Origin of the sequence: Burkholderia sp. BCC1993 (assembly GCF_905339865.1) — a bacterium.
Taxonomy (GTDB): Bacteria; Pseudomonadota; Gammaproteobacteria; order Burkholderiales; family Burkholderiaceae; genus Burkholderia.
Genome location: NZ_CAJPGZ010000015.1, coordinates 177211 through 198184, shown reverse-complemented (window position 1 = coordinate 198184; position 20974 = coordinate 177211). Strand labels below are relative to the sequence as shown.

Below are 20974 nucleotides of genomic sequence, written 5' to 3'. Positions count from 1 at the left end.
TTTGCGTCGAACTTGGGCCAATCAGGTCGCGTTGGGACGACTGGTGTGCTCGCCACGGTTTGACCGCAGGTGAGGGCGTGCGCCAGTTGGTTGTAACCGCTATCCGTGACGATGCGGCTGGGGAACCTGGCTCGATCTTGTTTGACTTACCTCGACCGGTCGCCGGGGAGCCGCGCACGCGTATCGAAATCCGGCTGACTATTGCAGAACGGAGAGCGGTCGAACGGCGAGCGACGGCGATGGGCCTGCACAGTAATCGATGGATCGTGTCACTGATTCGTGCGCAAATGACCGGAGAGCCGCAGTTGGGCGAACCCGAGTCGCACGCCCTCGCGGTATCAAATCAGCGTCTTGCCGAGATCGGCCGGTTGTTGGGCCAACTCGCACGCGCCGACTCGGCAGAGCCGGTGAATCGGGATTTGCGGAGCGAATGGGTGGAGTTGCGCAGCCGCGTTGACGAACACTTGCGTACGGCAGCTGCCATCATTCGCGCGAACCTTGATCGATGGAGCCGCTGATATGCCTTACCCGAAAATCTATATCGATGCGATGCTCGTCAACTGGGGTGACCGCCTGTTTCAGGAGCCACTACGACATGCGCGTGCAGCGCGGCTCTCACATGTGGATATTCGCAACGCCGCCGCTCTCGTGCGCGCTCGAGTCGCCCGCACGCTCGGACGTACACCGGAGGTCATGGTCAAGATCACCAACAAGGCGGCGAGTGCGCAAGGGTTGGGAGCCGTACGTCGACATTTGCGCTATATCTCCCGTAATGGCCGGATCGAAATGGAAGATCAGAACGGCAACCGTATTGAAGGCAAGGATGCGCTGAGCGATCTCGTGACGACCTGGAAATTGGGCGGATGGGGCATCCCGGAGACCAGTTCGCGGCGTGAAACATTCAATATCCTGCTGTCGATGCCGCCCGGAACGGATCGAAAAGCCGTGCGCGATGCGGCGCGTGATTTCGCGGCACTTGAGTTCGGCGACGGGCGTGCGTACGTTTTCGCCGCGCACGAAGACGAAGCGCATCCGCATGTTCATCTGAGCGTCCAGGTACGTGGCCCTAACGGGCGCCGCCTGAATCCACGGCACAAGGATCTGCAGCGATGGCGCGAGCGCTTTGCGGAGGAACTGCGGGAGTATGGAGTCGAGGCGAATGCGACGCCTCGGCGTGCGCGCGGCATAACGCAACGCTATCCGAAGCAGGCTGTCATTCATATGGTCGCACGCGGCGAAACGCCGAGGTACTGGAAACCGTTGCCGACTGATGCTCAGCGCGATGCACGATGGGCTGCGCAGGGCGGCGTATTCACCGCGTGGCGCGAGATGGCTTACGCGATGGCAAGATCGCGCGTTCGCGAGGATCGCTTGATGGCCGTTGAAATGGCGTACTTCGTGGGGGCCATGCCGGTGCAACAAGAGCGGCCAGTGGTAGCGCGCAATCCGGATAATGGACGTGAGCAGCCGACCTGGCGGGGACCGGACTTAGATCGTTTAGACGACGCGACTCGGGATGTGGAGCGTTGATGTCCGATGCGTGGCGTCTTTTGTTCAACCTGGCCGCGGTCTTCTGGAGTCGTGGAACCAAGGGATGATCCGTTGAACCTGTTCTGACGGTGATTCGACCGGTTGTGAGGATATTGCTCATGGTCAGGTGCATCGGACACTGCTGTCCTGAGGCGCTCTATTTATTCACGATCAGCGAACCATACCGGTCCGGCCTTGAATGTCGCAAAGAGCAGAAACAGCAACGCGATCGCGAGAAGCGGTACGCCGTAGAGTGCCACCGGGAAAAACAACATGAACTGCAGCACTGATCCGCAGAAGCCGTGTACCGCGCCCGTACCCCGAACGTTTTCGTAGATCAACCGGATCACTGCCGCAAGCCCCATTGCCATGAGTACGAGGCCGCTCCACGTCGGTTCATGCCGAAGCAGTGCGGCTCCCCATCCGAAATATCCCCACCACACGAGATTGATGCCGATCGCAGCGAGCCAAAAGCCACGTGCCGTGAAAAAACTGTAGCCGTACTGGCGTCGAGCGTGATGGCCGAAGAGCTGAATGCTCTTCGCAATCGCAATGATTGTGCCAAATGCGATCGCAAGTTTAAGAAATGCCACGGAATGTTCCTCCAGAGCTGGGCCCGGTGGTGCCTCGTTGGTCGACATGAGGGTGCAGCGAAATGCGACGTGCTCACTGCCGCTACTTCAAATATAGACGTCCGTTCTGTGAACGCAACAATATCGTTATCCAGAATATTGAAAATTTGCGTTCATGGTGATGACATTCAAAATTTCCGAGTGCCTGGTGCTGCGTGCTCACGCTGCAGGTGCTGAATTCGAAAGTGATGTGGTTGGTGGAAAGAGAATGTCTTGTCGCGGTGAAGTTCAATGGTGCCCAAAACCGGCGCAAGCCTATCCTGCCGTAACTTATCTTCTTGTCTTTATTTTCATCGTTCGCTATTCCCGCGAGTACGGTGAATCATGGTCGCGCGGGAAAATGAGCGACCGCCGCAAAAAGCCGTTCCCGTGCGCGCAGGAAAACTGCACATCTCGAGCAGTAAGATGAATCATGCGCAGTGAAAAGAAATTCCGGTAGCGATGAATGCCATGGGACATTTGCGCAAATCAGGTTACGACACAACGCAGGAAAGCTGATCGTCGAGCACAGAATGAAAAAGTGGACGGATCATGCTTCGCGATAAGAAGTGATGGTCCAGATGCATGAGGACGTCTGCGCTCGCGCAAATCGAATGAGCTGGTGTCCGCGTGGCGCGCTGGAAAAATTCGTGTCTGCTGCGCACGTTACGGAAAGTCCCGCGAGATCGAACGCATGCTCGCGAGCGACGAATTCCAACGGCGGACCGTTATCCACGGACCGTGATCGTCGTTCGATCGGAATGTCCGGCGTTGCTCTACGCCTTCGTGCAATCCGAGGTGCGTTGCCTGCGTGCGACGAAAAAATATCTTCGGTTCCGGGCCATTCCGGCCCGTTCTCATGCGTTCCAATCCCGCGAATCGGGCGTGTTTCCGGGCATTGACGTCCGTTATTCCCGTCAGCAAGATGGTATCAAAGCAGTGCGTTGAGGCGAATCATGCCGATCGTGAAGCACTTCACCCAAGCTCAATGGGATGCGGCGGCTCGCCGTCTCGACGCGTTGCCGGACAAGCCTGCCCATGAGCACCGTGTCACCGTGCGCGATGCGGTGCGGTCGATGCAATCGCAAATCAGCGGCGCGCAACAAAAAGGCTACACGCTCGACGAGATCGTTCAGCAACTGGCGAAAGATGGCATCGATATCAGCGCCAGCACGTTGCGGTACGCAATGAAACGCACTGCGAAAGATCGCAAGGATGAACCTGCAAGAATGGCTCGACCGACGGCTCAGGCGATCGCGTCACGTCGCACCAAGCAGCCCAAGCAAACGAGGCTGTCGAACGTCGACCACGTAGGGAGTCGCGATAGACAGAACAGGGAAAGGGCGACGACCAAGCCGGGGACCATGGTGATTCAGGACGCGTTCTCGTTCGAGATCGCGCCCGACACCGAGAACCTGTAGAGGACGCGCATGGCGACGACTTACCCCATCTATCTGGTTGGCGGCAGCAAGGGCGGTGTCGGCAAAAGCTTTGTCTCGCTCGCGCTGGCCGACCACCTGCAGGGGCACGACCTCCCCGTCGTGCTGGTGGAAACCGATACGTCCAATCCCGACGTGATGAAGGCCATGCTGGACGAGCTACCGTGCATTGCCTATAGTCTGGACGAAGCCGAGGGCTGGATCGGTCTGGTCAACTTCTGCGACGAACATCGGGATGCGGCCGTCGTCGTGAACACGGCGGCGCGCAGCCAAACGGGTGTCGCCCGCTTTGGCGCGACACTGGCCGGTACGCTTGGCGAGCTGCGGCGCAAGCTTGTCGTACTGTGGGTGATCAACCGGCAACGCGACAGTCTCGAACTGCTGCGCGCGTTCAGTCCGACCTTTCCCGATGCGACGATCCATGTGGTGCGCAATGGCCATTTCGGTGCACCCGACAAGTTCGCGCTGTACCAGGCCTCACTGCTTCGCAAGACGATCGAAGCACGCGGACACACACTCGACTTTCCGGATCTGGCGGATCGCGTCGCGGACGAACTGCGTAGCCATCGGATGTCGATTCGCGTGGCGTCGGAAACGATGCACATCGGCGAACGGGCGGAATTGCTGCGCTGGCGATCGCTGTGCGACACGATGTTCTCGACGATGACTGGCACTACCGGGGCTGATGATGGGCCGTAAACGCGCGGTCGATCCGCTCGTCAGCCTGTTTCAAGAAGTGGCCGGCGAGGTCCCGGACGAGACGAGTCTGGCCCGGATGCGGCGGGTGTCGAGTGTCTTGAACCTGCAGGACAACGACGCGCTCTGGTCGATCATCGCCGCACTCGAATACTACGCGCGCCTGTACGAGGCGATGCCCGAACGGATTCGGTGGGCGAGCGAAGGCAGTCTCGAAGCGGCGCGCCGGGAAGTCGGAGGCGCGACCGATGCGCTACTGCAGCAACACCGTGACGCGCTCGAGCGGTGCAAGGCGACGATCAAGTTGGCGGAAGACCTGATCCAGGAACATGAGGCGCGGTACCGGGAAACCTTGGCGAATCTCAATGAGACGGCCATGACGGCGCTCAGCGTACGGTTGGCCAGCCAGGTGGTGCGCTCGGCCGGGAATCGGCTGATTGGCGCAGCGGTGGTTTCGGGGCGTGAGCAGCGCGCGCGACTGGACGAGGCGATCGGTGCGTTCGAACAGGCTGTCGACGCAGCGGTGGCGCGGGTGGACGCAATGTCGGCAGGAGTGGAGCGGCGTTTTGCACTCGCGATGCGCCGTCTATGGCTGGCGGGCGGGATCTCGCTCTGCCTGATGCTGTTGGTCGCTGGCGGTTGGATGGAAGGGCGAGGGGGCTGTCATGCGACGGCCTCGGATTGCCGCTCGGCACCGGTCCAGTCAGCAGGCGGCAGGCCCTGAAGAGCGCTGCCGTCAGCTGTGTCGCGTCGTAGGCATGCGAGGTGAAGGTTACGCAACGTCTGGATCAGTTTGCGCCGCGCTTACCGAGGCGGTGGTCGGGAAGGGCCACGGCGGCGGCTCGCCGATGCTGTCGGTGGAGGGGGGCGCATCGCGAGGCGTGTGATTGAGGCGGTCGCCGTCGTTTCCCACCTCCTGATCGGCGTCGGATTCTTCTTCGTCCGGCCTGCCGCTGCCGTATTCCTCGGTGTCCGCATCCTTGTCGTCCTCGCGGATAGTCCATGAGGGCATCGCTGGAATCTCGCGATCGGTGAGTATTTCCGGGAGCCATGCAATTTTGGCGAGTCGCAGTTCCGCCGCGGCTGCCGCATCCGCCTTCTTCATTTTGGCGAGGTCGGCTGCTACCTTTGGCGACACCGTGTCGGACACGACTTCCGTGATGCGTGCCTTGCTGACATGATCAAAATACGTGGTGCGGGTCGGCGTCCAGTAGCGCGTCATGTTGAGGTTCAGCGCGTTGGCGAGCGTGTTGATTGCATGTGGCGCTTCCGATGTCGTGATGCCGTCGAGCAGGGTGCCGGTACAGAACGCGAGCAGGTCCAGCAGGGTGGTGTGCGCATCCTGCCGAATCAACCACGGCAACAGATCGGCCCGCTTCGCCGGCAGTTCCGCGATCCAGCGCATGCGCTGCGTCTCGATGGCGTTCCACGCCGGGCTGACGGATAGCTCGTCCGCTGCGCGCAGCAGACTGTCGCGGTTATTGATGCCCGACAATGCCAGATAGTTCGGCGCGGAAGCGTGGCCGTAGTGCTCGGGCAGTGCCTGCGGAATCAGGTGTCGTAGCAGGGCAGCGAGCGCGACTGCGGGCTGGGCGACTAGTTCCGCGTGGACGGCGGCGGTGCGGTGCGCGGTCAGCCGCTGGCAGAGCGTCGTGCTGTGGACGGGCTTGACCTTTGGCGCGGACGTGTCCGGCGCGTCGGCTGCGGGTGTGCCGGTCACGGTCGCGCCTACAGCGTCCAGTGCCGCGCTGTTCTCGCGTCGCACGAGGCCGCGCTCGATGACGAGTTCGCCCTGCGGGCCGACGATCACGAACGCGCCAGCCTCGACCATCTGCGATGCCTCCCATGCCACAGCGCGGCTTTCAAGCGCGCGGATCGCGGCGTCGACCTGCTCGATTTCAGCGTCGAGGCGTTTGGCTTCCTCGTCGGCGTCTTCGTCGTCCTCCGGCAGTGCGTCGAGCTTGTCGGTCAGGGCGTCGTGCTGCACGGTGAGTGCGTCGAGTTCGTGCTTCTCACCGTCGGTGTACGTTCGTTGAACCGGGCGCAGTCTGCCGTAGCGATTCAGTTCCAGCACATCACGTTCGACGCGCGTTTCAATCCAGCCCCAGCCCTCGGCGCGTACCGTCGCGGCGGCCGTGTCGAGTTTCTGCGCGGCGAGACGCTGCAGCAGATCGGCATCGGCAATATAGCCCGCGTGCTCGTCGTCGCTGAAGAGGTCCCGGCGGACGTAACCACCTGCTGCCTCGTAGGCGGTGAGGCCGACGAAGCGCACGAGGCGGCTGCGGCTCGCGTCGATCTCGGCGTGGGTGATCGCCTGCCGCAGATAGTGCGGCTGACGCTGCCACTCGTTCGCTTCGAACCACACGTGCTCCTGCGTGTCGTGATCGTCCGCGAGGGCGAGCGCGGCAAGCTGGTCGAGCGTGATCGCGTCCTCGCGCAGCAGCGCCAGTAGCTTGGGCGATACGTTGGCGAGTTTCATGCGCCGTTTGACGGTGAGGGCCGACGCGGAAAAAAGCGCGGCGATATAGTCGACGCTGCGACCTTCGTCGGCCAGCATCCGATAGGCGCGCAACACGTCGAACGGATCGAGTTCTTCGCGCTCGCTGTTCTCGATCAGCGAAATGGCGAGTGCTTCGCCCTCGCTGACGATCCGCACCGGCACCGGATAGTCGGCGGCGATGTGCTTCTGTTCGAACAGCAGATCGAGCGCGGCTTCGCGGCGCTGGCCCGCGCACACGCCGTATTTGCGCTGCTTCCCGCGCGCGCCCTTGATCTCATGGACGATGAGGTTTTGCAGTAACCCTTTTGCACGGACGTTCGCGGCCAGTCCGGCAATGCCGGATGGTGACTTCGTGCGCACGTTCAGCGGCGAGGGCTGTAGTCTGGAATACGGCACGGTCACGACGGGCTGCTCGTTGCCGAAGTTCGTTTCGAGCACGGTGGCGGATTCGACGACGTCAACAGCGGCAGTGACGGTTTCAACAGATTGGGCTTGCATGATCGACTCCTGATAGTAGAAAAGAAGATGCCGGGCCAGTAAGGGGCGAATGCGTCAGGACGTGACCCGACGGGCGTCATGACACAAAGCTGAGAAGAGGGGCGACGTGAATGCGCCGCTCGTCATTCGTTACGCCTTCAACTGGCGCATGGCGTCCGCGAGCATCCACAGCGCGCGGTTGAGCTTCACGTTCTGGTCGATGCCGGTAATGGGGCGCGTGGACATCGAGCGGCCCGAGCGGGAGCGGCCATGCAGGCCGCCCTTCGTCAGGTTTTCCTGCACTCGGTTGAAGACGGTCCAAAGGTCGTCGCGGCGATCCTCGAAGCGGCGCGGTACGAGTAGCTGGCTTTCGCTGATGGGGGCGGCAGCGTCGGCGTCGGTCGGGTCGTACCGCAGCGCGAGCGCGGAGCGGGCGAACGCGTGTTGTTCGTCGCGGTCGAGCGACACGGCGCGCATGCCGTCCTTCTGTTCGCGGATCAGGTCGAATCCATCGAGCACATCGAACGCACCGTTGATCACGTTCTGCACGACGTTGCCTTTGTGCGGCATGCGGATATCGGCGATGTTCTCGCCCGCGACCATGCCGTTCTGGCACACAAAGCGGAATGTGCCGGCCAGCATCTGGTAGCTGCTGGTGCCGTCATGCGAGTTCAGCAGCACGATTTCATCGGCTTCCTCGCCGGTGATCTGGTCGGCATGGCGCAGCCGGAGCATGTGTTTGGTGAATTCGCGCTTGCCAGAATCACGCACGCGCGTCTGGCAGACCATGAAGGGCTGAAAACCTTCGTTGCGCAGGCCGCGCAGCACGTCGATGGTGGGAATGTAGGTGTAGCGCTCGGAACGGCTTTCGTGCTTGCCATCCGCGAAGATGGACGGGGCGACGCGGCGAATCTGATCGTCCGAGAGAGGTGAATCCGCACGCAGCATCGGGGCGCTGTAATGGAAAGAAGAAGCGAGTCGCATGACAGTCTCCACAGTCAAGGTTGAGGACCTGAACCGGGCGAGGGGAGGTGCCTTGCCGTTGCGGCTGGATACCTCCCGGTGGAACTCGGGGTTGGCGTTGCTGCTGCCTGGCTCCCGGGTTCCCGCCCGTGCGACTGAAGGAGCCGATAGCGGGCAGGCGTCAAGGAAAGAGGCGAGGGAGGGGGGCGGGCAACACGGTCCCGAGCCCCTTGATGCCTGCCCGCGATCGGCTACGGTCGCGGGTCAAGGGCGGGAAGCTGGGAGTTGGGTGCATGCCTTGTCACGAGTTGACCGGGCAACGGTGCCGATCAAGCGTTGGCGGCGGATGGGTAGGGTCAAAACTGACCGTGTGTTGATCCCGTAGGACCGATCGGACAAATCACACGGAGAGGTCGCGTCCTTGGCTCATCGCGAGATGTTCGCAGCGAGGAACGCCTGTAGTTTTGCGCGAAGCTCGTCCGGTCTTACTAGCTCGCATTCCCAGACCGTCAGGATTTCCCATCCGGACGCCGCCAGCCTCGCTTCGTTTGTTATGTCCCTATTTACGTTCTGCGCAATCTTCCCTTTCCAGTAGTCAGTGTTAGTCTTTGGAACACGAGCTCCTCGTTTGCAGGCGTGTCCGTGCCAGAAGCAGCCGTGCACGAAAATAACCTTTCGTCGACTTATGAAAACGAGGTCGGGGCAACCGGGTACATCTTTTCGGTGTAACCGATATCTGTAGCCAAGCCTGTGAACCATGCGACGAACGGTGAGCTCGGGCTGCGTATCAGTCGATCTGACTGATCGCATTATTTGCGATCGATCCATAACCCGTCCCAATAGCCATAAAAAGAAGCATGCGCCATGCAGTTTCGAATACAATCGCTGGCAGACTAAAAATCTGTCGAGAATAAAGAGAACCGGGGTTCCTTTCGTGATATCCGATAAATACACCTTCTACGAGTTCTTCGCTGGTGGAGGGATGGCGCGCGCTGGATTGGGGAAAGACTGGGAATGTCTTTTCGCCAATGATGTCGACGAACTGAAGGCAGCCACCTATATCTCGAATTGGGGGCGCGATCATTTCGACGATCGCGATGTCAGGAAAGTCTCCGTTGACGACCTGGAAGGTGGCGTCGATCTCGCCTGGGCATCGTTTCCTTGCCAGGATCTTTCGCTGGCAGGCAACGGGCTTGGAGTCGGGCGAGCGAATGACGGGTCCGAGACCCGATCGGGCGCGCTCTGGCCGTTCCTGCGGCTCGTAGAAAATCTGCGTCGCACCCGACGCCATCCGACACTGCTGGTGCTGGAGAACGTTGTAGGTTTGCTTACCCTCGATGGCGGTCTCGACTTCGCCGCGATCTGTGATGCCCTGGGAGCGATCGGGTATCGCTACGGAGCAGTCGTCGCGGATGCGAAGCACTTCGTGCCACAGTCGCGCCCACGTGTGTTCCTGATTGCGGTCCGTCGTGAACGGGAGATACAGGCGGACTTGTGCTCCGACGGTCCGACTCTGGCGTGGCATACACAACCTCTCGTCCGCGCTTTTGATGTGCTGTCCAGCAAATCGCAAAAGGACTGGATCTGGTGGGATCTTGGAACTGCGCCCAAACTCAGGAAGAATTCCCTCCTGAGATCGATCGACCTTGACTCGGCCACCTGGGATACTGCGGCTGAGACGAAGCGGCTGCTGGGCATGATGTCGCCAGCGCACCTTGCGAGGCTGCGTAATGCACAGGCCGAAGATGGTCCGCATGTAGGCAGCCTCTATTTGCGGATGCGGCGCGAAGGCGAAAAAAACCGGCAGCGCGCCGAGATCGCATTCGGGCCAACGCTCGGATGTCTAAGAACGCCTCGAGGGGGCGCATCCCGTCCTCGCATCATCTATGTCGACGGTAAGACGGTCAAAACGCGGCTGCTCACGGTAAGTGAGGCTGCGAAGCTGATGGGACTGACGCCGAATTACCTGCTACCCGACGGCTATTACCGCGCGTTCAAGGTCATCGGCGACGGCGTGGTCGTGCCCGTCGTACGCTTCCTGGCTGATCGTTTGCTCGAACCGGTCGCCGCCGGAAAATATGAGCGAGACGATCAGCATCTTGCCGCATAGATCAAGCGTTGCGAATCGCCATGAACTGGGTGCCGCCTAAGAAGTTCGAGGATTGGGAAGACCGGCTGGTCTCCCACTACCTGCGTATTGGGCCCGAGGGCGACGCCAGTGCAATCCGAAGTTTCGAAGTAACGCCGTGGACGCTCGCGCAGGCGTGTGGTGCGCCTCCAGGCAATGAGCAGGCTGCCGTGGAGCACCTCAGAAAGGCGCTGTTGCAGGGCAATTTCTTCCTCGAAGCCTTGAAGTACGGCTCACCGTGGCTAGCGACGCGGACGCGCCCCAATCTCTTTACGTATCTCGCCGCAACGTTGTATATCGACGGTCTGCTTGACCATGGAGATTCCGACGGCGCGTTTCGCGCCAAGCTCGCAAAATGGCTAGCCGTTGACAGCACTTTCCAGCAACTGCAGGGTGTCGCAAGCATGTGGCGCGACCTTGTGGTGTGGCTTGATGCCCGCATTTCTGCGGGAGAGGCGTTCCGTAGGCTGGTGCTTCCCGCAATACCGCCAACATGGACTCATATCGGATACACACGACGTCTGTCCTTTCCTGGAAAGCCCGACGTGCGGCTGCTCGGGCGCTTCGTGTCGCGATATCCGACTGCATTGAATGATCCATTTTCCCTTATAACGCACTTCAGACCGATTGAAGCGGAACCGCAGACGTCATGGGGCATGAGAGCGGCCTTCAGTGACTTCTCGAAAGCGTACCTTTCGCGAAAGCGGGCAATCGCCGATCACCCGTTCTGGAGTCTGCTCACGCGCGTTGCCGCAAATGCGGGAACGACGATCAGAACGCTCGCGCGTGTCGACATGATTTTCGATGAGGATGGCGATCGAACGTTCATCGTCGGCGAGTCGACGTCGCAAGCTGCGCGCTTACATGCCACGCTTGATTCGGCGTTACGGGACGACGCGGTAAAGGAGAGCGTCAACCTGGCGGGAGTGCCCGGTCAGGGCATGGTGTTCTTCTATCAGTGCGGCGCCGGTTGCTGGAGAGCCGAAAGCAGACTGAGGCGCAGCGCTACCAGAATTCATGTCGCCTTCGAAAAAGGACTGGTCACAAGCATCGGTCAGCGACTCGGACCGCTTCTGCGGTCCGGCGCATGGTTCTTCACTGAAGCGCCGCACGCGCCCGAAAAGATTGAGACGCTCGTTAAGCACGCGCGTCTGGTATCGGGTACTGAGGATCACATCTTTCGCGCCGCCGTCCGCCAAGGAATCCGCGTCAATGGCTCGTGGTTGGGGCGACCAGGCTTTTTGCCAGTAGTTGATGCTGACACAGCGGACTTCACGATTCGCGCTCTGTCCGATCACGCCGGTCTGATCGAGGCTGATAAGCACTCGCCCGGGCAGCTCGTTTGCCAGACGCCCGTCGAAGGCTCGTTTGTCGTTGAGCCAGAATCCTCTCCGGATGAAGACCGGCCGCACTGGCGCATTCGCGTCTCGTTCGTTCAGGACGCAGTTCCACGCGGCAGCGAGGAGTCGGCGAGCGACAGCCTGCGTCAGCTGGTCGGCTGGAGAGCAGGTGCGCGGTCCTCGTCACGGGTGGAATTCGTTTGCGACGAACGCCTCTCGTGGGAACCCGTGGACTCGCGTATGGATAACCTCATTGAAGCGCTTTATGCGGGAGGGTCTTCGGGTTGGGACGAGAGCGAACTGATACATCTGGTCTCGCGTGCCGGCATCGACGCGTCGCCTTGGACACTGATGCGCGTTCTTCATGACAGTGGCCTAATTGAGCCTCGCTTGCGAAGCGGCTGGAAAGGCAGGGTATGGACCCTGAGGAAGCCTCAGATCCTCTGCGTGCGTCATGGCGATCGGGAACTGGCCGTCGTCGAGGGCGCTATCTGCAAGCGTCTGGTCGACGACTTCATGACTGCTGTCGAGTCGCTCGGTGGCGCGCCTTTCCGTCGAAACGGAGTAGCTTCATGGTCGCCGCCGATCTACGGCGCCGTGGTCGCATCAGGCGCCACTGTCGCTGCCCGATTGCACTGGCAGGCGATCGGCAACGCTTTCGCGCCGTCAGGCGTTCTCGATCTGGAGCAGACGCAGCATCTCGGGGACCTGCATTCGCCGGCATCGCGCTGGGACTGGAATTCAGGCCGTTTCACACGTGACCGGACGCCGACTGGCGCAGTGAAGCTTATCCGGCTCGCTCACGGCGGTGGACGCGACCACGATCTCTATAAGGTCGAATCGCGTGGGCGATCAATAAACTTCTTTTCGCGAACATCTGCGATTGTCGCCGCCCATTCGATGATGAAGACTCCATTATTCGACGCGCGCGGCGATCAACTGGTGCGGCTGGCCGGTGATGGTGGACTTCCAGACGCGCTTGCCGAACTGCTCAGGCGTCGACACCTGCGCACGCCCGGGCTGACGGACGGCGCATACCGCTATCCGGCGGGGCCCGACGATGTTGCCTGGTTGCGCAGGCTTTTGCCTGGCTGCGTACGTGAATTGACAAAGAGTGCGACCGATACGATCCATCAGCTTTCAATGGCGCGTCGGTCCGGTGGGCGCGTCCGGATGCAATGGCGGAACGGCACGCTCTGCGGGTGAGGGGATCTTGATGAGTACCGTTTTCTATGAGGGTAGTCTGTGGTACGCGGGCCAATGCGTCAGGCGCAACGATATTGTCGCTCACGTCGCCGTCACCTCCAGGAAGGAGGGAGAACTCGGTTGGTCATCGGTTGATAACGCAGCGAAGCTTTTTCCGAAATCGGGAGAAGTAGAGGTTCGTCAGCGCGGCAAGCGAGCACTGCGCGTCGGTGACTGGGTTGCATTCAGGATCACGTTACCGGCACCCAAAGGACGAAACCAGTGGCAGGCGTCGAAGCATCGTCCGTTGCATCATTTCACGGAAGTGCCCTCGAAAAGTCTGGATGATCTGCGCCGGAAGCTGACTGTGGAGGGCCTTGCCTCAAGCGGATCGCCCGGCACCTGGTATGTGCAGATATCACAGACTGAAGTCGCGAGGATTGAACTGACGCGCTGGAACGGTGGCAGGCTCTTTGCGAGTCGTAATCAGAGGGTCGCGGTCTACGCTTTCGATCCGGACGCTGTCATGCCCGTTCTGGATCCACTGGGCGCGACGCTTTATGACCTTCCGCCCGACACGCCCCCCAACCAGACAGCCGACTGGTCCACGGACGAGGCGTTCCTTAACCGTTGGGCGCGCGCGCTGATGCGACAGGCAGACAACCGCACCGATGTCGTCATCGACTGGCTTCGGGACCATGCAGACGCAACGGGCGGTTCACTGACGTTCGAAACTGCGGACACCGCAGCCGCGTTCGACGGGTTGCGCAGTGGCGAACTGGCGGATCGTCTGTCGGACGATCGTGAACTGTTTCGCACCTTCACAAAGGTTTTTCTATCCCTTCCGCGTTTCGTGACCCTGCTGGAGACGGAGGCTGCCTCAATTGCAGAAAGCGAGCGGCGGGAGATCAGGGCGCAGATCGAGTCGGAACTTGTCAGCTCCGTCGACCAGCAGCGCGAAGAGCGGCTGAACGCACTTGACGAGACATTAAAAGAGTGGGAAGCCGGTAGACGCGCGTCCATCGAAGCAGAGGCGCACCGGGCAGCGGAAGCGCTCACAGTCGAAATGGCAGGCAAACGCGCTGCCAGAGAGCAGGAGTTGCGTGATGAATTCTCCGCACGCCGGGCTCGACTCGAAGAGGAAGTACAAGACCTGGAATACGCCCGAGCCAGACTGAATAACGAAGTGCGCGACCTGAATGCCTCGACAGCGGATCTTCGCACCCGATTCGCTCAGCTGAGGGTTGACGGGGACGAGGCAAAGGCCAATGTCGACCGACTGTTGCTCGCGGGCGCCGCGCTGGGAAAATCGCCCTCGACAGACCGGAGCCAGAATCCGCCGCTCCTGCGCGCGCCCGACGCGCGCGAGGGGCGGCCCTCCGACCTGTGCAGCTCGGTCGCAAACTGTTCGTTACTCACCGAAAGCGGCAAGACGCTCATGCTGCAGTTCGTGGCCCTGTGTCTTGCTGGCGAAGTACCCGTGCTGACCGGGCAGGGGTGCGATGCGTTCCTGATGGTCGCCGAAGCGTTTCTCTCGGGAGGGGAATCGGCGCGTGTCTTCGCCGACCCCACGCTCATTACCTATGAGGACCTCTGGTCCCGGTCCGGAACCGCTGCGCCAACGCCCTTGGCGCAGGCATTTGATCTTACGCGGGTAGGCAATTTGTCGATGTTGACGGTGATCGAAGGCGCAGAGCGATCCGGTGCCCGTTTCTGGTACCCCGCACTGAAAGACCGGATGCGTCGAGGGGTATTCCCGCGACGGATGTTTGTCTGTGCAACGGTCGGAGAGACGGACGTTGAGGAGGCGGATTCCATCAGGAACAGCGCAGTCATGTTGGACATCAGCTCTGCGCTGGTTCAAGGCGCATCGGCGATCGCAGTTCTCGCCATACCGGGCAGCGCGACGATGCAATTCGCTCCGGATGAGCGTGCGGCCGATCTCACGCAGGGCGCGCGTGTTGCGAGCAGCTTCGTCGGAAAACTCGATGTGATGCGCGCCATAAGCGCTACCCGCGCGGCGGCAGAAGCTATCGCCATTTGCGGCGACAGCGAACATCCCTGCGTAGCGGGTTTGGCTGAACGCTTCTCAAACTCTTAAACAATAAATATCGTGAATTCTGGGGGCTGACAATGCTTGATCCTATCGGCGGCTTCAATCGCATCAAGGACTTTTTTGTGTCGTACGTGGAGACCAGCTTCCGAATTACCGATCCGGAGGTCGCTGAAGCACGACGACGACTGTTGCAGACGGTGAATGTTTTTGCAACCGAGCCGCTGATCGAGCCCGTCTTCCGCTATAAGTCCAACCCGAAGAGGCTTGAGCAACTGGCGGTCGAAGATGGTGATGAATTGGGTGCGTTGTCGGCACAGGGAAAAATCGCTTTCGCTGAGCTTGCCTTGAGCGGTCTGTTCAAGGGAGAGTCGGTGGAAGGGGACGTACGAAGAAAGTCATCCTACGCTCCGTATACACATCAGGTAGCGATGTTGGGCAGGGGGATCCGCCCGGGCAAACCCGGCATTGTCACATCAGGAACCGGTTCAGGCAAAACCGAGAGTTTCATGCTCCCTCTGCTCGCCGCTCTGGCGGACGAAGCAGTGAAGTGGAAAGCGCCCGCAAGCAGTTATCTGCAGACGCACTGGTGGATCGAGAGAGCTGGAAAATGGCAGGCGCGCCGCACGGGCGAAAACCGTCCACCCGCGATGCGCGCATTGGTTCTCTACCCGATGAATGCTCTGGTAGAGGATCAGATGGTTCGTCTGCGCAGAACACTTGACTCTCCCGAAGCTCACGACGTGATGGACGAGCGCTTCGCGGGAAACCGGATCTTCTTCGGGCAGTACACGAGCGCCACGCCCGTCACGGGGTACGAGTCACATCCGCGGCTGGCAGGGGACCAGCAGGAAAAGGAGCGTCGGGCGAAGCGGCTGCGCGAATTGCGCTCTGCAATGAGACGGATCGAAAAAAACCAGCAGGCTGCGCGGGAACACGATCGCATCGCGAGGGAGCACGCCGGGACCTCAGGGGATGATGAGTCAGACGAAACCCGCTATATATTCCCCTCAGTCGATGGCGGCGAAATGTCGTCCCGCTGGGACATGCAGCGAACGCCTCCCGATATTCTGGTAACGAATGCGTCAATGCTCGGCGCGATGTTGTCACGTGAAGTAGAAGATCCCATCTTCGAAAAGACGAAGGACTGGCTACGCACGTGTGAGGACGCCTACTTCTACCTGATTTTTGACGAATTGCATCTGGTCCGGGGCTCGTCCGGAACCGAAGTCGCTTTTCTCATCAAGACCTTGATACAGCGGCTCGGGCTCGATCAGCCTGGCCTGCGCCATAAACTGCGGATCCTCGCATCGTCTGCGTCGCTGCCCATGGACGGCGTGCAAGGCGAGCACTCGATGGCTTATCTGCGGGACCTCTTTGCGCCCTTCGGTACGAGTGCGGGCAAACATGATGCCGGCACGACGGACACCGGATTCTGGCGCGACTGCGTTGTCAGAGGCGAGCCCTTCATGCCCGTCTGGAGAGCGGGGCCGGTTTCTCCGGAACCGTTCAAAAAACTCATGCGATGCGCGCTCGAAGATGGCGAGGGGTTCGTTGCTCGCATCGCGAAACCAGAGCGGATTCTCGCAGGGCTGTCGGAGGTGGCGACCGAGTTATCGGTTGCACGTCAGGCGACAGACGAAGACCTCATACAGCATGTCGCACAGGCTGCGGCTGCGCTGCTGGCGCACGGCTGCACTGGCCCTGAAGGGGTTAGGGCAACGGTGGCCTCCGAGATCTCGGCTCGGATCTTTACGTCGACAGCGGGTGACAGTGACCTTGCGTTGCGCGGGCTGATGCTCGCCCGCGCACTTCCCGAAAGCCGGCAATGGGACGTCAAAGTTGGCGCAGAGACGCCGTCGTTTCGCGTGCATACCTTTGTGCGCAACATTGAGGGACTTTTCGGGGCGCCCAGACTGATCGACGGGTCACTCACGTTTACGGGGCTGACAGTCGAACGAGGGATCTCGCACGCTAGGCCAGCCGCAGGGGAGCGGCGTGGCGCGCGGTTGTTCGAACTCCTGTATTGTGAAGCGTGCGGGGACCTTTTCGTCGGGGGGCAGCGCGGGCAGAAGATTGGCGCAAGCACCGCAACGGAACTCCTTCCTTCGTCCGCCGATCTGGACAATCTCCCTGAACGCGCCAGCGCGGAGTACTACGATTCGATGGCGCTCGAAGAATTCGCTGTCTTCTGGCCTCGACGTGAGGAATGCTCGCTTCCCGAACGTGACTATGATCAATGGGATGCCGCGTATCTTGATGTCGATACCGGCGTGGTCCGCGTTTGTGATGATGTTCCCGACGGAAAGGTTGGAGGGTATCTGTATTTCCAACGGGAAGCCGCCGTCACGGGGCCCAAGGGAAAGATCACCGGGCGCCCGTCGGCGCAACCGTTCTGCTGTCCAAAATGCGGAACCGATTATTCGAACCGCCCACCGACAAATCGCTCCCGGTCTCCCATCCGCGCGTTCCGCACCGGCGTTACCAAGGCGTCCCAGCTCGTTGCGACGGAACTCTTCGAGTTACTGCATGCCATCGGTGCGGAGCCTAAAGGCATCGTATTTTCAGACAGTCGGCAGGACGCGGCCAATCAGGCGCTTGAGATTGAGCGGCTGCATCTGCGCGACCTGCGTCGGGAAGTACTCGTGACAGCGGCCCGACAAGCGGCCCGGACTGCGTCTGACGAATGGATGACGCAGGACGAATTCTTTACCCGTTTGAGTCAGATTCCCGACAACGAAGAAAACGCCGCCAGGCGCAACCGGCTGCTGACGCAGTTCGCCGCCATGCAAGGCAAAGCCAAACCGGTCGATGGCGGCAGATACGTGAAACTGGACCAGCTGCTTCAGTACGTTGGCGCGGACGGTTCCACGGGCGCCATTGTCAGCGAGCTGGTGCGAATGGGTATACATCCTTTCGATGAGGCTGGCCGCATGGCTTTCAAGGGGGAGCCCTGGCATCGACTCTTCGAAGTCGAATCCGGCAAGGTGCGCTATCGCCCGTCACTCCCCCAGGCGGCGAAGGACGAACTCAATGCGCGCATTCTCGACAAGCAGTATGAGCTCATCGACGACGTCATTTTCGCAAACACCTTTTTTGCTCTAGAGGAAACGGGACTTGCATACCCGTCGACGTCTGATAGAACGGGGCCCGAGGACGACAGGCTGGACGCGTGGCTTCGTATTTTTGCGAGCGCAACCAGAGTGCGGAACAATCGCTACGCAGACGAGGGCCGGATGACTGAATGGGTCACAGGTCATGACGTCAAAAATCGGCGAACTGTGCGTTTCGCGCAGCGCATTTTTGGCGAAGCCAACTACATTGACGGTTTGACTGGCGTTCTTGACAGGTTTGCCGGCCGGGGACACAAGAGCGGCATGTTCGAGATTGGCAATCTGTATCTCAGGTTGGCGAAGGAAACGGATTCCTATTGGCGCTGCACCAACTGCAAGCGGGTACATCTTCATCCGGGATTCAATCTTTGCACGAGATGTGGGTTGCCCTTCGACGCGGTGCCAACCGGTGTGGTCAGCAGTTTGTGGCAGGAGAATTTTCTCGGTTTGCGGATCTTGCGCGGCGAACAGCAGGGAGTCAACCGGTTCAGGCTCCGTGTTGAAGAGCTCACAGGACAAACGGACGATTTCCCTGAAAGGTTGCGGCGCTTCAAGGGGATCTTTGTCGATGGGGAAGGCGATATTCAGAAGCTCGCTTCAGAGATTGACATGCTGTCAGTTACGACAACGATGGAAGTTGGGATTGACATTGGCGCCTTGCAAAGTGTGTATCAGGCAAACATGCCTCCCCAACGATTCAACTACCAGCAGCGTGTCGGGCGCGCCGGTCGGCGAGGGCAGGCCTTTTCGTTCGTTGTGACGTTTTGTCGTGGCCGTAGCCACGACGCATATTATTTTGCGCACCCCAAAGCGATTACGGGAGACCCCCCTCCACCGCCGTTTCTGGCCATCAGCCACGATCCGGTTCCTCTCAGACTGCTCAAGAAAGCATGGCTGAGAGAAGCGTTCGCTCTGCTCAGGCGGGAATGCGCGGCCCGCGGCTGGGAGTACCCTGGCGACCGTCTCGTTCCCCCCGATGTGCATGGCGAATATGTGACGACGAGGGACTACTATGATGACGTTGAAGCGAACTGGCCAGAACGTCTACGGGCGGCGCTACAACGATCGAGTGAGGTTCGCGACAACTTTGTCAACGCCGCGACGTTCAGCCTTGACCAGCGACAGCGCTTGCTCAGTGAAGCGACTGTCGAAAATCTGGTTGGCGAGATCAACCAGCTGCGCACCCAGGCACCACAGGTCAGTATCGGGTTGGCGCGCTTCCTGGCTGAAGCAGGGGTCCTTCCCATGTACGGGATGCCCACGCGAGTTCGAGAACTGTATCTGGGGTTGAGGGCAGAAGAGGACAAGCCGTCCACAGACTATCAATGGTCAACGATGGATCGCGACCTTGACCTTGCAGTGTTTGAGTTCGCTCCGGGAGCGGTCCTTGTTAAGGACAAGCAGAAACATAAAGTCATCGGATTTACCGGAGACCTTGCCGAGCCTCGTCGGCAAGGGCAGGAGGTCGAGTTGCGCACCGTGTCCGAGTGGATCGAGTCGACGACTTACGTTGCGCTTTGTCGCCACTGCGGGTCGGCAAGACACGAAGAACAGGAACCCGTCGATTCACTGACCTGTGACGATTGTCACGGGACCATCGACGCGGAAGCGTTCAAGCGATACGTCACGCCGACCGCGTTCCGCACGGATTTTCATCCGAAAAGCGATTCCGACGAGAGCGGCCGAATGGCAACAAGAACGGTCGCTACGGTGTTGCGGGAAGGCGAAGGTCTGACCTGCGGGCACATTGTCGTCCGACGCGGGGCTGATGTTACCATCATGCAACTCAACGACGGGGTATCGGGCGACGACGGAGAAGGCGAACGATTCACGGTCGACCTGGTGGAAGAGCGCGCGGTGCCTGTTCCCCTGACGGCGCGGCCTGCCAGGATTGACGGACCACAGGCGATCGATGCGTCAATGCGCGAGAACCAGCGCGGTTCGCGCTGGACCCCACAGGGCGGCCGTCATCACTTTGGATTGATTGCTCGCAAGAAGACCGAGGCGCTTTATCTTCAGCTTGATGAATTTGACTCCCGTCTTTCCCTGCGTAGCGTTGCACGTCGCGGTCAGTATTTACATCTGCCTACGCGCGCGGCTGCGATAAGCGCCACTCAGATTCTCGTCCATAAGGCTGCCCTTGAACTGGACGTTTCACCGGACGAGTTCGAGGCTCTGGAGCCGAGACTGAGGGCGGGCAAGCCAATGCTTCAGATTGCCGACGCGCTGATTAATGGATCCGGCCTCTGCAGAAGGCTCGGCGAGGTAGAGAAGGCATCTGGATCCCCTCGCATCATCGAGATTATTCATTCCATCCTTCGCGATACGCAGACGTGGCCACTCCAGGACTTTCTCGGCACTGATCTGGATGGCGATCATGCGCGCCAGTGCCAGACATCCTGCTATCGTTGCATTCAGCGGTATAGCAACCGCCGGTACCATGGGCTGCTGGACTGGCGGCTCGGCTTGTCCTATCTGCGTGCCATGGCGTCGCCCATATACAGCTGTGGGCTTGACGACAGAGACCTGGTTCTGCCGGAGGTAAGTGGCTGGATGGAAAGAGCTCATGAGTTGACCAGAGAGGTTGCGGAAATGCGGCGCGCCACGCTCTCATACGAACGTCTCAGCGCATCAGGATTGCCATCGCTTACGATCACGACAGTGGATGGGGCGATTAGTGGCCACGTTGTGGTAGTTCACCCGCTCTGGCGGGTAACGGACGACGTTACCAGGAGGTTGCTGGGCTCTGACTGGCGACCTGATGCTCAGTATGTCGACACCTTCAATCTGGAGCGTCGGCCTCTTCGTGCGCTAGCAGATATGCAATCGGCTTCAAGTAGGAGCGATTGACCAGTGTCGACTGGCAACTGGGCTGGATGTTGGTCGGCGGTGACCAAAAAATGCCCGCGCAAAGCGTGTTCCGGGCGTTCAAGTAGACT

At 60.3% G+C, this 20974-nt stretch carries 14 protein-coding genes; 10 read left to right on the top strand and 4 right to left on the bottom strand.

The annotated features are described in order from the left end of the window. Positions 1-77 precede the first annotated feature (77 nt). On the top strand, positions 78-518 hold the full coding sequence (locus U4Y91_RS25325; RefSeq protein ID WP_321807379.1) for a plasmid stabilization protein: 441 nt from the start codon (positions 78-80) through the stop codon (positions 516-518). Between the two features lies 1 nt (position 519). Then, complete coding sequence (locus U4Y91_RS25320; RefSeq protein ID WP_081058029.1) at positions 520-1530, top strand: relaxase/mobilization nuclease domain-containing protein; 1011 nt, start codon at positions 520-522, stop codon at positions 1528-1530. A gap of 161 nt (positions 1531-1691) precedes the next feature. Here U4Y91_RS25320 and U4Y91_RS25315 read toward each other — a convergent pair whose 3' ends face one another. Next, positions 1692-2123, bottom strand: a complete 432-nt coding sequence (locus U4Y91_RS25315) for a hypothetical protein (protein WP_081062840.1) — start codon at positions 2121-2123, stop codon at positions 1692-1694. Positions 2124-2277: 154 nt separating this feature from the next. On the opposite strand from U4Y91_RS25315, the gene U4Y91_RS25310 reads away from it, so the two are divergent. The 4 genes from U4Y91_RS25310 (at position 2278) to U4Y91_RS25295 (ending at position 5000) form a co-directional block, all read left to right on the top strand. After that, positions 2278-2571: a hypothetical protein gene (locus U4Y91_RS25310; RefSeq protein ID WP_321807378.1), complete on the top strand. Its 294-nt coding sequence runs from the start codon at positions 2278-2280 to the stop codon at positions 2569-2571. A 526-nt stretch (positions 2572-3097) separates the two neighbouring features. Next, positions 3098-3562 carry a hypothetical protein gene (locus U4Y91_RS25305; RefSeq protein WP_321807377.1) on the top strand — a complete coding sequence of 155 codons (465 nt, stop codon included), beginning with the start codon at positions 3098-3100 and terminating at the stop codon, positions 3560-3562. Between the two features lie 9 nt (positions 3563-3571). Continuing rightward, positions 3572-4279 (top strand): protein mobD, encoded by a 708-nt coding sequence (locus U4Y91_RS25300; RefSeq protein WP_321807376.1) that lies wholly within the window; start codon positions 3572-3574, stop codon positions 4277-4279. Then, positions 4266-5000, top strand: a complete 735-nt coding sequence (locus tag U4Y91_RS25295; RefSeq protein WP_415750492.1) for a hypothetical protein — start codon at positions 4266-4268, stop codon at positions 4998-5000. The genes U4Y91_RS25300 and U4Y91_RS25295 overlap by 14 nt, the downstream gene beginning before the upstream one ends. Positions 5001-5048: 48 nt before the next feature. Here U4Y91_RS25295 and U4Y91_RS25290 read toward each other — a convergent pair whose 3' ends face one another. The 3 genes from U4Y91_RS25290 to U4Y91_RS25280 form a co-directional block, all read right to left on the bottom strand. Further along, entirely contained in the window at positions 5049-7274 is a 2226-nt protein-coding gene (locus U4Y91_RS25290; RefSeq protein WP_321807375.1) for a ParB/Srx family N-terminal domain-containing protein, read from the bottom strand. Positions 7275-7403: 129 nt separating this feature from the next. Next, entirely contained in the window at positions 7404-8237 is an 834-nt protein-coding gene (locus U4Y91_RS25285; RefSeq protein WP_321807374.1) for a DUF932 domain-containing protein, read from the bottom strand. Between the two features lie 405 nt (positions 8238-8642). Continuing rightward, the gene (locus tag U4Y91_RS25280) at positions 8643-9026 is read right to left on the bottom strand and encodes a very short patch repair endonuclease (RefSeq protein ID WP_321807373.1); all 384 of its coding nucleotides are present in this window, start codon (positions 9024-9026) and stop codon (positions 8643-8645) included. On the opposite strand from U4Y91_RS25280, the gene U4Y91_RS25275 reads away from it, so the two are divergent. The 4 genes from U4Y91_RS25275 to U4Y91_RS25260 are packed head-to-tail and all read left to right on the top strand — an operon-like array spanning position 8974 to position 20885. Beyond that, on the top strand, positions 8974-10326 hold the full coding sequence (locus tag U4Y91_RS25275; RefSeq protein ID WP_321807372.1) for a DNA cytosine methyltransferase: 1353 nt from the start codon (positions 8974-8976) through the stop codon (positions 10324-10326). The two genes, U4Y91_RS25280 and U4Y91_RS25275, sit on opposite strands and share 53 nt — an antisense overlap. 20 nt (positions 10327-10346) lie before the next feature. After that, complete coding sequence (locus U4Y91_RS25270; RefSeq protein ID WP_321807371.1) at positions 10347-12890, top strand: hypothetical protein; 2544 nt, start codon at positions 10347-10349, stop codon at positions 12888-12890. 10 nt (positions 12891-12900) lie between these two features. Then, entirely contained in the window at positions 12901-14970 is a 2070-nt protein-coding gene (locus tag U4Y91_RS25265) for a hypothetical protein (RefSeq protein WP_321807370.1), read from the top strand. A gap of 32 nt (positions 14971-15002) precedes the next feature. After that, complete coding sequence (locus U4Y91_RS25260) at positions 15003-20885, top strand: DEAD/DEAH box helicase (protein WP_321807369.1); 5883 nt, start codon at positions 15003-15005, stop codon at positions 20883-20885. The last annotated feature ends 89 nt before the right edge of the window (positions 20886-20974 follow it).

Coding starts and splice junctions, on each gene's coding strand:
- U4Y91_RS25320 (WP_081058029.1), top strand. CDS start 520: ATGCCTTACCCGAAAATCTATATCGATGCGATGCTCGTCAACTGGGGT.
- U4Y91_RS25310 (WP_321807378.1), top strand. CDS start 2,278: ATGGTGATGACATTCAAAATTTCCGAGTGCCTGGTGCTGCGTGCTCAC.
- U4Y91_RS25305 (WP_321807377.1), top strand. CDS start 3,098: ATGCCGATCGTGAAGCACTTCACCCAAGCTCAATGGGATGCGGCGGCT.
- U4Y91_RS25300 (WP_321807376.1), top strand. CDS start 3,572: ATGGCGACGACTTACCCCATCTATCTGGTTGGCGGCAGCAAGGGCGGT.
- U4Y91_RS25295 (WP_415750492.1), top strand. CDS start 4,266: ATGATGGGCCGTAAACGCGCGGTCGATCCGCTCGTCAGCCTGTTTCAA.
- U4Y91_RS25290 (WP_321807375.1), bottom strand. CDS start 7,274: ATGCAAGCCCAATCTGTTGAAACCGTCACTGCCGCTGTTGACGTCGTC.
- U4Y91_RS25285 (WP_321807374.1), bottom strand. CDS start 8,237: ATGCGACTCGCTTCTTCTTTCCATTACAGCGCCCCGATGCTGCGTGCG.
- U4Y91_RS25275 (WP_321807372.1), top strand. CDS start 8,974: ATGCGACGAACGGTGAGCTCGGGCTGCGTATCAGTCGATCTGACTGAT.
- U4Y91_RS25280 (WP_321807373.1), bottom strand. CDS start 9,026: ATGCGATCAGTCAGATCGACTGATACGCAGCCCGAGCTCACCGTTCGT.
- U4Y91_RS25270 (WP_321807371.1), top strand. CDS start 10,347: ATGAACTGGGTGCCGCCTAAGAAGTTCGAGGATTGGGAAGACCGGCTG.
- U4Y91_RS25265 (WP_321807370.1), top strand. CDS start 12,901: ATGAGTACCGTTTTCTATGAGGGTAGTCTGTGGTACGCGGGCCAATGC.
- U4Y91_RS25260 (WP_321807369.1), top strand. CDS start 15,003: ATGCTTGATCCTATCGGCGGCTTCAATCGCATCAAGGACTTTTTTGTG.